Annotated in this window: 12 protein-coding genes; all 12 read left to right on the forward strand. The window is 30.4% G+C overall.

The features are described 5' to 3' along the window. Positions 1–217: 217 nt before the first annotated feature. A complete protein-coding gene (locus ACFQ1U_RS05075; protein WP_386105990.1) occupies positions 218–427 on the forward strand; it encodes a hypothetical protein in 210 nt (69 codons plus the stop codon). A 2-nt stretch (positions 428–429) separates the two neighbouring features. Further along, the gene (locus ACFQ1U_RS05080; RefSeq protein ID WP_386105992.1) at positions 430–867 is read left to right on the forward strand and encodes a hypothetical protein; all 438 of its coding nucleotides are present in this window, start codon (positions 430–432) and stop codon (positions 865–867) included. A gap of 26 nt (positions 868–893) precedes the next feature. After that, entirely contained in the window at positions 894–1,484 is a 591-nt protein-coding gene (locus ACFQ1U_RS05085; protein ID WP_386105994.1) for a hypothetical protein, read from the forward strand. A 2-nt stretch (positions 1,485–1,486) separates the two neighbouring features. Then, a complete protein-coding gene (locus ACFQ1U_RS05090; protein ID WP_386105996.1) occupies positions 1,487–2,014 on the forward strand; it encodes a peroxiredoxin family protein in 528 nt (175 codons plus the stop codon). Continuing rightward, positions 2,007–4,196, forward strand: coding sequence for a peptidase domain-containing ABC transporter (locus tag ACFQ1U_RS05095; RefSeq protein ID WP_386105998.1), 2,190 nt, complete (start codon positions 2,007–2,009; stop codon positions 4,194–4,196). Before ACFQ1U_RS05090 ends, ACFQ1U_RS05095 begins: the two co-directional genes overlap by 8 nt. A gap of 243 nt (positions 4,197–4,439) precedes the next feature. Then, positions 4,440–5,078, forward strand: a complete 639-nt coding sequence (locus ACFQ1U_RS05100; RefSeq protein ID WP_386106000.1) for a suppressor of fused domain protein — start codon at positions 4,440–4,442, stop codon at positions 5,076–5,078. Positions 5,079–5,241: 163 nt separating this feature from the next. Beyond that, positions 5,242–5,751: a hypothetical protein gene (locus ACFQ1U_RS05105; RefSeq protein WP_386106002.1), complete on the forward strand. Its 510-nt coding sequence runs from the start codon at positions 5,242–5,244 to the stop codon at positions 5,749–5,751. 148 nt (positions 5,752–5,899) lie between these two features. After that, complete coding sequence (locus ACFQ1U_RS05110) at positions 5,900–6,406, forward strand: endonuclease V (RefSeq protein WP_386106004.1); 507 nt, start codon at positions 5,900–5,902, stop codon at positions 6,404–6,406. 80 nt (positions 6,407–6,486) lie between these two features. Then, positions 6,487–7,005, forward strand: a complete 519-nt coding sequence (locus ACFQ1U_RS05115) for a hypothetical protein (protein ID WP_386106006.1) — start codon at positions 6,487–6,489, stop codon at positions 7,003–7,005. Positions 7,006–7,695: 690 nt separating this feature from the next. Continuing rightward, on the forward strand, positions 7,696–8,151 hold the full coding sequence (locus tag ACFQ1U_RS05120; RefSeq protein ID WP_386106008.1) for a hypothetical protein: 456 nt from the start codon (positions 7,696–7,698) through the stop codon (positions 8,149–8,151). Between the two features lie 230 nt (positions 8,152–8,381). After that, positions 8,382–8,942 carry a hypothetical protein gene (locus ACFQ1U_RS05125; protein ID WP_386106010.1) on the forward strand — a complete coding sequence of 187 codons (561 nt, stop codon included), beginning with the start codon at positions 8,382–8,384 and terminating at the stop codon, positions 8,940–8,942. A 181-nt stretch (positions 8,943–9,123) separates the two neighbouring features. Next, positions 9,124–9,792 (forward strand): hypothetical protein, encoded by a 669-nt coding sequence (locus ACFQ1U_RS05130; RefSeq protein WP_386106012.1) that lies wholly within the window; start codon positions 9,124–9,126, stop codon positions 9,790–9,792. Positions 9,793–10,052 lie beyond the last annotated feature (260 nt).

Genomic DNA, 10,052 nt, shown 5'->3' on the forward strand with positions numbered 1-10,052 from the left:
AATTCGGCTCTGTGTTAATCCGAAAAGTTAGTGTCTTTTTGCACGCTACGTTTCATACACAAGTCCGTTGGCAACAAGGCTGAAAAAGCAACAACGGTTAAAAAAGGGCTGACCACCCAGACGTGACAAACAAAAAGGCAAAGAAATTGTTAGTGCCATTCACAATTTCTAAACCTAATTTTTAACTTTGAATGGTGTAACTTAAAAACAAAATTTTATGAAATCATTAGAATTAAATCAAATGGAACAAGTACACGCAGGTGACTGTGGAGACGCAGGTGCGTGGATGTCTATCGCAGGTGGTGTATTAGCTGTAGTAGCATTAACTAATCCTATTACGGGACTTATTGGTGGTCTTGCTGCTGCTTATGGGACTTCTTTCGGTATAGCTGGAATTGGATGTGGAATTGCAACTTTATTAGAATAATTATGACTAATAAATTTGCAGTTTTAGTAAACTTGTATGTAGTACCGCTTACAGCGGTACTACTTTCATACAACGGATTTATAAGAGGAGGCACTGGAAATATAATTGTAGATGCATTGATTTATTTTATCTCTTTTTTTCTATCCTATAGTATAGTATATTTTTTTTCAAATTTTTATAAAAATAAGGGAGAAAAGTATTTATCTGTAATTTTGTATTTATTAATAATTGCTTTATATACATTTAAAATAAACACTCTACTACTGATACCATTGGTAATAGTTTTTACTCATCTATTATTTAAAACACAACAAAGTGATGAGGAAATAGATTTAGATAAATCAATTTTATCGTTTATCATTAAAAGCTTACCCAATAAAAACCGTATTGCACTAGGGCTCTACTTTTTTATCGCAACACTAATAATATTATTCCTTTAATGAAAAATTTTGTGCTTTTAACAATTTTGATAATATTACTTGAATGGTTATCAAGATACATTTTAAAAACAGATTTATTATTCGTCAATTCATTATCAAGCGAATTAACCGAAAGACAAATATTAGAGTTTTTAGATTTTAAAGAAAAATGGATATGGTTAGGCTATGTCATAAAACCTTTAGTGCTTATAATAAAAATCTCAATCATAACAGCAATTTTAGACGCAGGTTGTTTCTTTTTTGGTAAAGAAATCAAATACAAAAAACTCTTTAACATCGTTGTAAAAGCAGAATTTATCTTTTTGTTAGTTATAGTTTTTAAAACTGTTTGGTTTTACTTCTTCCAAACAGACTATAATTTAGAAGATTTACAATACTTCTATCCATTGTCAGCCTTAAACATTATAGGTTATGAGGGTTTACAACCGTGGTTTATTTATCCGTTTCAAGTACTTAATTTATTTGAGTTAGTCTATTGGTTCATCTTAGCATATTTAATTGGCAAAGAACTCAATGAAAATACAGACAAAGGCTTTTCAATAGTAGCGAGTAGTTATGGTGTTAGTCTTTTAATTTGGGTGGTTGGTGTAATGTTCTTTACTTTAAATATGAGTTAGATATGCGTAAAAAGTCAATCTTAATTCTTGTTGTAATTGTGGTTATAGGGTTATTATCTTATTTAGGTTTCAACGTCATTTCAAAAGCCAAAGAAAAAAACAAAATAGCTAAGCAATTAGAAATAATTCCAGAGTTTGAGTTTTTAACTTTAGAGCAAAAACCATTTACCAAAGCCAACCTAAAACCAAAAACAAATTCCATTTTCATTTATTTTAATAGCGAATGCGATTTCTGCCAACACGAAGCCCAAAGCATTAGCGATAATTTAAACAGTTTTAAAAATGGGCAATTCATTTTCGTATCTACAGAACCTATAGCAACAATTAAAAAATTTTCAGAACAATACAACCTTAACAATCAGCAAAATATTACCTTTTTATATGATAGCAATAGTACTTTTTCTAGTCGATTTGATGCTAACAGCATTCCTTACCTCTTAATCTACGACCAAAATCAAAAACTCATCAAAAAACATAAAGGACAGCTCAACGCCAATGGCATTTTAGGAGTATTAAAAGAAAATGACTAAAACAATCAACCTATCTCAAAAACACTTAAAACAAACCTTCACACAACAGCACGACCAATCTGATTGTGGTGTTGCGTGTTTGTTATCTTTAATTCAATACTATGGTGGCTCAAACAATTTAGAAAAATTACGAGAGTTAAGCGGTACAACAAAACAAGGCACTACCCTTTTAGGTTTATATCAAGCTGCCAATAAAATAGGCTTTTCCGCACAAGGTAACGAAGCAGATATACAAGCGGTAATAGACCATAAAGAACCGTTAATATTACACGTTGTTATTGAAGAGCGTTTGCAACATTATGTAATCTGTTATGGCTATGATAATGATAAATTTATCATTGGCGACCCTGCAAAAGGCATAACTAGCTATACTAAAGAGCAATTAGAACAAATTTGGAAATCTAAAACCTGCCTAACGCTTTCACCAAATGAAAACTTTGTAAAAACCGAGACTCAAAATAAAAACAAGAAACAATGGTTTTTAAAACTGCTCAAAGAAGATTATCGTTTAATTTCTTTTAGTGTGTTGTTGGGTCTAGGTATTGCTATTTTGGGTATGGCAATGGCAATATTCTCACAAAAATTAATCGATGATATATTACCCTCAAAAGACTTTAATAAACTTATTACAGGCATTTCACTTGTAGCCTTTTTGCTATTGGTTAGGGTATTGTTTACAGCGTTACGTGATTATTTCCTTATTCGGCAAACAAAAGACTTTAACAATCGAATTGTCGACAGTTTTTATTCATCTTTACTTAATCTGCCAAAACCCTTTTTCGATACTCGTAAAATTGGCGAACTCGTTGCTCGTTTAAACGATACGCAACGAGTACAACGAGTAATAAAACAGATAGTTGGTAATGTCGTTATCAATGCATTAGTAACCATTGTTTCATTAGGGTTTTTGTTTTATTATTCTTGGCAAACAGGATTAATTGCCTTTATCAGCTTACCTTTTTATTTTGTACTTATTTATAGTTTTAATAAACGTATTATCAATGCACAAAAAGAAGTGATGCAAGGTTACGCCTTTAGTGAGAGTAATTACATAACCTCAATGCAAGGTATAGCCACAATAAAAAACAATAATAGACAAACCATATTTCAAAAAATCAACCAAGTTATTTATGGTAATTTTCAAGAAAAAGCCTTTAATCTTGGCAAAATAAATGTGCGCTTATCGATTTTTTCAGGTGTGTTTAGTGTATTATTCTTAATGGGTATTTTGGTTTACACATCTATTCAAGTGTATAACGAAACAATGCAATTAGGCGAACTTATGGCAATACTTGGTATTACAGGGAGTTTATTGCCGTCAGTTGCAAGTTTGGCTTTAATAACCATTCCAATCAATGAAGCCAAGGTAGCATTTAACCGTATGTATGAGTTTGCATCAATGGATAAAGAACAAAACGGAACAACGGAAATTTCAGATTTTAATTCCATAGAAATCAAAAACCTTTCCTTTCGTTTTGCAGGTAGAAGTCAGTTATTAAAAGATATTAATATTAAAGTAACTAAAAACGAATGTATTGCCATAGTTGGGGAAAGTGGTAGCGGAAAAAGCACATTAGGACAAATTCTACAAAAATTTTATCCCTTTGAAAATGGGATGATAATAGTCAATAATGAAACTAATCTTACAGAGTTAGATACCGAAAACTGGCGAACTATTTTAGGTGTTGTACCACAAGATGTTACTATTTTTGGTGGTAATGTCATTACAAACATACTTTTAGGTCAAGAAGATAAGCCCGAAAGTATAATTAAGTTTTGTCAAGAGTATGGTTTTGAAACATTTATCAACACATTACCACAAAGTTACGCCACTATTTTGGGAGAAGCAGGAATTAATCTTTCAGGAGGTCAAAAACAAGTAATTGCCTTAATGAGAGCTTTGTACAAAAAACCAAAAGTGTTGTTATTAGACGAGTTTACTTCTGCAATGGACAGAAAAACAGAACAGTTTGTTTTGGATTTATTGAATAAATTAAAATCTGAATTGACAATAATTTTTATTTCGCACAGACTACATTCCTTGCCTAAAATTGCTGACCGTATTTATGTTTTGGAAAACGGAATTATATCTGACTTTGGGAATCACGAAAAACTTTTGGAAAAAAAGAATTTTTACAGCGAATTCTGGACTGAATTGGAATTTGAATCACGAAATGAATAACGCCCAGTTGCCAACATTGTATAAAAATAATAGTGGTTTAATCGCTAAAACGAAAGTGAAATTTATAAATCAAACGACAGTAACAAACTGAAAAGTAAGTACGTAAAACACCGCTACTATTCTTATACGTTACCGTTGCCAGTAATATTGAGAAACCGAAATCGAACGAAAATTATCAACTGTAAAACAATATTGCTAATTCTAATTTCAACTTTCGCTCATTCCCAAAATACAGAGAAAAAAATGAATAAAAATGTCCCAAATAGTCTTGAAATAGTTGACAATCATTTAGACCAATTTTTTGACAAAGATGCCGACATCAAAGTATTTGACGAAATAGAATCTAAAACAATCCATCGAGATATTTACTTCATCAAGGCAACAGACGACAGACCATATCATATTTTATTGAGTTATGGAATGAGTGCTTTACCAATGACAATTCCGGAAGATATTGAATCATCAGAATTTGTTGAAATTATGATTTTACTTCCAAAAGAGTGGAATTTGGAATATGAATCTTTCAGCGATGAAAAAAACTATTGGCCAATTAGGATTATGAAAGAAATTATGATGTCACCTCACGAGAATAAAACCTGGTTTGGATATGGACACACTTACGGACACGAAGAAGGTGAGGAATTTGCAGAAGGAATTGGCTTTAATTCTATAATGTTGGCTTATTCAATTGAATTGTCCGACGATTTTACTCAAATAGAATTAGAAAATGGAAAAGCGGTTGACATTTATACGCTAATTCCGATATACAAAGAAGAACTGGAGTTTAAGAAAAAGAATGGAGCGAGTGCTTTACTTGAACGCTTTGACAAATTTGGAATCGAAGAAATTGTAGAAATTGGAAGAAAGAATGTTTGTAAATAAAAAATACTACTGGCAACAATGTATAACCGCAATTACGTCGGATTCGACTACGTCCGAATCCACTCAAAATTGCTCAAGCTAGTAAATAACTAAAAACTTTTGGCTAAATTAGCCCGATAACTGACGGGTTATACGAAGCCGTTGTACAACATATAGAACTAAAATGAAATTTTTAAATAGTTTAATATTTTTCACCTTATTTTTTGGTAATTGTTATTCTCAGAAAAAGTTAGAATACGAAAAGATTAAAACTGATATTCTGAATTCTTCTGAATCATTAAACACTACTTTTTTATTGCCCAGTTCTGACTTTTTTGTAGCTATAATTAAAGATTCAACTGTTGATAATCCTGAAATGAATCCTTGTGTAGATATAGAATCAAATAAAGAAATAAATGAAATCATAATTAAAATTTTAAAAAGTTATAAGTTGCTAGAAACATTGTATATTGAAATTGATTATGAAAAATATGAGAGTGTAGAATCTAAACAAAAATTTATCCCAAAGGAAACTGAATTATACATTGAGCTATTTTTTAAATCTAAACAATACGATTATATAAGCTGTTTTGTTCCTGTTTTTAATAAAAATATAGCTAGAAAAATTGTTGCTGATTTTGGAAAACTATTTGAATGCAATAGTTGTTTTAAAAAATTGAAACGAAAAATATAAATACGTTGTACAACAAGGTGTATAATTAATTGCGGCTGAATTTCCTCGCCGGAAATTCAATCTTATTAATTATCTTTCCGCAACATCGGAAAAGAACTCGCGTCCTTTTCCCGCAAAAAATCATACACAAATACGTTGGGTACAATAGATGATTTACTGTTTTGACACATATTATTTTGATAATAAAGCCCAAACTTCATGTATTGGTATTTCAGATTGGTCAAGTAATGAAGTTCAGTTCGAACTATCTGAAACTATTAGTGGTGTACAAGAGTATGAAAGCGGTTCATTTTACAAGCGTGAATTACCCTGCTTAATTAGTATATTAAACCTAATTGAACTAAACCCAGAAATAGATACAATAGTTATTGATGGTTTTGTGATTTTGGATGATGATGGTAAATTAGGTTTGGGAGGGTATTTGTTTGACCACTTAAATTCATTAATTCCAGTAATTGGAGTAGCAAAGAATAATTTTGCTAAAATCAATAAACTTGCGAAAAAAGTATATAGAGGGGAAAGTAAAAAACCTTTATACATAACAGCGAAAGGAATTGATTTAGAATTAGCTTCAGACAGAATTAATCAAATGCATGGTAACTATAGATTGCCAACGATATTAAAATTAGTAGATAATCATTGTAGAAAATTATGAATAGAGAAAAGGTAATAATTTCAAGATCAATGTTTGAAAAATTAAGTCAGGAAATTAACATTCCAATCCCAAATGATTTAGTGGAATATTATTCAGATCAAGAAATAGAAAGTAATGATTTCACAAACACCATTATAAACTTTATCGAAAGTGGATACAAACCAATTATATCAATCCAGATTTCACCAGCCCTAGCAAGAGAAATTATTATACGACATAACAAATTAGACTCTTATGAAAAGGCTCAATTAGAATCGGAAATAAAAATGATTGACTTGGAGAATTATAATGGCTTTGAAGATACGATTTCATACTTGCTTATTGACGGTGTCAACCTGTATGACTTTTCCAGAAATAGATTTAAGATTTCATTGATTAATGATGCATATTCAAATTTTAATGTGTATGAATTAAAAATTGTTCTATGTACATGGGCTCATTGTGGAGGTTGGGGAGGTATTGTACTAAGTGGCAATTCAAAGAGTTACAATGGAGGTGGGATGCATGGTCATTATCTTGAAATAGAAGTTGAAGGAAAACAATATGAATACAACAGTAATTATTATGAAAAAATGGAAAAACACCATTTAAAAGATTAAATACTGTACCCAACAATGGCTATAAAGCATAGGCCTAACCAACCAAACCGTTCCTACACTTCATAGCCAGAACGTTGTGAGCAATAGTTTCAGTCTTTTGGTTTTCTGAGTATTTATATGGGATATAAAAGTTTAAGGACTTTAAGCTCTGATTTATCAGTAAACGGATTGAAATGATAATTTCAGTGCGGCAATGTTTGCGATGAGATCGTGTGAGAATTCATTCTCAAATACGAAAGCATTCGTAAAAACATTGACTAATTTACTGTTTAATTTTGACAAAATCAAGTCAAAATAAACTGAAAATTTGATTTAAAAATCTGATCTTAAAAACAATAGCTAATAAACCCATTATTTTAATAACAAGTTTTATACCTTCTGTTATATAAAAATCATTATTAAAATAAATATAAATACTCTGAACTGCTTTATGTAGCGACTTTACTACTGTTTCTGTAAATAATAAAAAGTTCCTTTAACTATAGGCACTTTTTTGTATATTACAGCACACAACAAAACCTAAGCACCATTAAAACGTATGCTTAGCAAAATCGTTGTGTTTCATTAAATAAAATGGGTACTCTAAATCGAACATTAATTAAGAATATAAATAAATCAGACTTAATAAATTTATTTAAAAATTATTATTCGATAGGTCGAGTTCGACTATTAGACCATGAGAATCAAACATTGTTTTTAGATAGAGAGAACTATTCCATTATTTTATTTGATTCTTATCTAACAAACTGGATTGAAATAATATTTGATTTTTATGATGGTCCAGAAGAACACGATATTTTCCTTAAAAAAGTATCAACTGAATTTCTAACGGACGTAATTTTTGGATACGAACAAACAACGACCGGTGATGCAAGATTTTTGAAAATAAAAGGTGGAAAAATAGAAAGAGATATCTATCAAAAATCCTATTATGAACCGCATAGGATTATAATGGAAAGAAATTTAGGAAATAAATACTCAACTGAAAAGGGATTTGAATATCCAGAAATAGGTAATGATTTGACTGATTTTAAAGTCCTTGATTTCGACGAAATTCAAAATATGTTTATGGACGCTGGATATAAAGGAAATAAAAATCAATCCCTAAAAGAGGAATACACACATCTTGAATGGTTACAAAAATAACGAAAACACAACAATGTATAAGAAAACAAAGGGCTTTTGGTTTTAACCGAATGGTCTGTGTTTATTTGCTAAGTCGCTAAATATAAAATTTGGCGTTTACAAGAAAAAAGATAAAAGCAAAATATTTATATTTGGCTTAGTACCAATCCGAAACGTATCGCTTATCACCTGCCCTTCGTTTCTTATACGAGACGTTGTGCACAAGCTGAAAACGAAAAACCAATTAAAAAATGAACAAAATTTTATTATTGTTACTGTCGATTACAATGTTAATCGGATGTAAAACAGAAACGAAATCGGATAAAAACGAAACTGCTGAAACGGAACAGACTCTTCCTCAATTCAAGAGTGTTAGAGAAATGCTTGCAGATGCTTCCGATTATTATGAAGAAAATGGTTCGTTGAAATTCATTTCAGAAGACAAATCCAAATTACACATACAAGTTTCAAAACCAATTCTCGAAGCGGATTTGGAAAATGTAAAAGAGGAAATTGTAAAAAGAGACATTGTTTACGTGGCTTTTCAAACTTTTGCTCAAACGGACATTGACAAACTGATAATTACAGCGGTACCAAATGATATGGAAAATAGAAAAAAATATTATGAAAAATATAAAAAGACAGTATCGGTTGACCGAAAAAATGCTCAAGCAGTCTTGAAAAAATATTTGGATAGCGAAGATTTTTCAATTTTATATAAATTGGACGGAACTCTGTGGTTACCGAATGATAATTTTAGTAAATTAAAGTTTGAAAAATTAAACCAAGTTTATGCTGATTTATCAAAATAATCCGAATTATTAATGGAAAAAGCCAGCGCACAACAATGTATAACCGCAATTACGGCGGATTCGACTACGTCCGAATCCACTCAGAATTGCTTAAGCTAGTGAATAACTAAAAACTTTTGGCTATTTTAGCCCGATAACTGACGGGTTATACGAAGCCGTTATGCACAATTAACCCTAAAAAATGAGCTGGACAGCTGATAACATATATACTATTCCAAATAAAGATTTAATACAGGAAATCAAAGAAAATAGAGGTTTCTTAAATGAATATGGAATTTATCATATAAATGACTTCAGAGGAATTACATCTGAATGGTCAAAAAACTTCATGATATTTGATAAAAATAAAGATTTTAGACATTTAAAACATGATTTACCCGAAAATGGGATTTTAGCAATCATTCCTAAAGAATATAAAACTGGATATGATAATGACTATTCGAAATACGAATTTTGGAATAATTTTGACTTTAAGACTGAAAGTGATAAAAAACTAGTCACGATTGTAGAAAAACTAAAAGATGAAATTGATTTTGAAATTGGAGAAAACCAAATTAAAATCTTCCATTTTCTTCAAAACCTCTATAATAAACATAACTGCCCAATCATCTATTATCGTAGTGATTACTGGGGCGGTTCGGTAGAATTTGAATTTTCTATAGAATTTAATGTTAAAAACATATTATACATACATTATAATGAAAAATCTATTGAATTTAAAGACTCAAAATTGTCAAAATCTGATAAAACAGTACTTCAAAACTCGTTGAAATCAATAAACTTGGAATTACCAACTGACTTTTTTGCGTTACATGAAAGAGGGTTCGACTGGTCCAAATACGAAATATAAAAGTGCATAACACGGTGTATAAAACATAGCTAATAAGTGTTTAACCGAAAGGTTTGTATATATTTAGAAAGTCCGCCAAATTTTTAATTTGGCTTTTAAAAGAGAAAATTAAAAACAAAATATAAAAATTCGGCTCTGTATTAATCCGAAAAGTTAGTGTCTTTTTGTACGCTACTTTCCATACACAAGTCCGTTAGCAACAAGCAAAACCAACATCTATGAGAAAAATAATATTTGGAATAATAATACTATTGACTTTT

It is taken from the genome of Tenacibaculum geojense (assembly GCF_042676005.1).
Lineage (GTDB): Bacteria > Bacteroidota > Bacteroidia > Flavobacteriales > Flavobacteriaceae > Polaribacter > Polaribacter geojense.

Coding starts and splice junctions, on each gene's coding strand:
- ACFQ1U_RS05125 (WP_386106010.1), top strand. CDS start 8,382: ATGAACAAAATTTTATTATTGTTACTGTCGATTACAATGTTAATCGGA.
- ACFQ1U_RS05130 (WP_386106012.1), top strand. CDS start 9,124: ATGAGCTGGACAGCTGATAACATATATACTATTCCAAATAAAGATTTA.
- ACFQ1U_RS05090 (WP_386105996.1), top strand. CDS start 1,487: ATGCGTAAAAAGTCAATCTTAATTCTTGTTGTAATTGTGGTTATAGGG.
- ACFQ1U_RS05080 (WP_386105992.1), top strand. CDS start 430: ATGACTAATAAATTTGCAGTTTTAGTAAACTTGTATGTAGTACCGCTT.
- ACFQ1U_RS05105 (WP_386106002.1), top strand. CDS start 5,242: ATGAAATTTTTAAATAGTTTAATATTTTTCACCTTATTTTTTGGTAAT.
- ACFQ1U_RS05100 (WP_386106000.1), top strand. CDS start 4,440: ATGAATAAAAATGTCCCAAATAGTCTTGAAATAGTTGACAATCATTTA.
- ACFQ1U_RS05110 (WP_386106004.1), top strand. CDS start 5,900: ATGATTTACTGTTTTGACACATATTATTTTGATAATAAAGCCCAAACT.
- ACFQ1U_RS05095 (WP_386105998.1), top strand. CDS start 2,007: ATGACTAAAACAATCAACCTATCTCAAAAACACTTAAAACAAACCTTC.
- ACFQ1U_RS05075 (WP_386105990.1), top strand. CDS start 218: ATGAAATCATTAGAATTAAATCAAATGGAACAAGTACACGCAGGTGAC.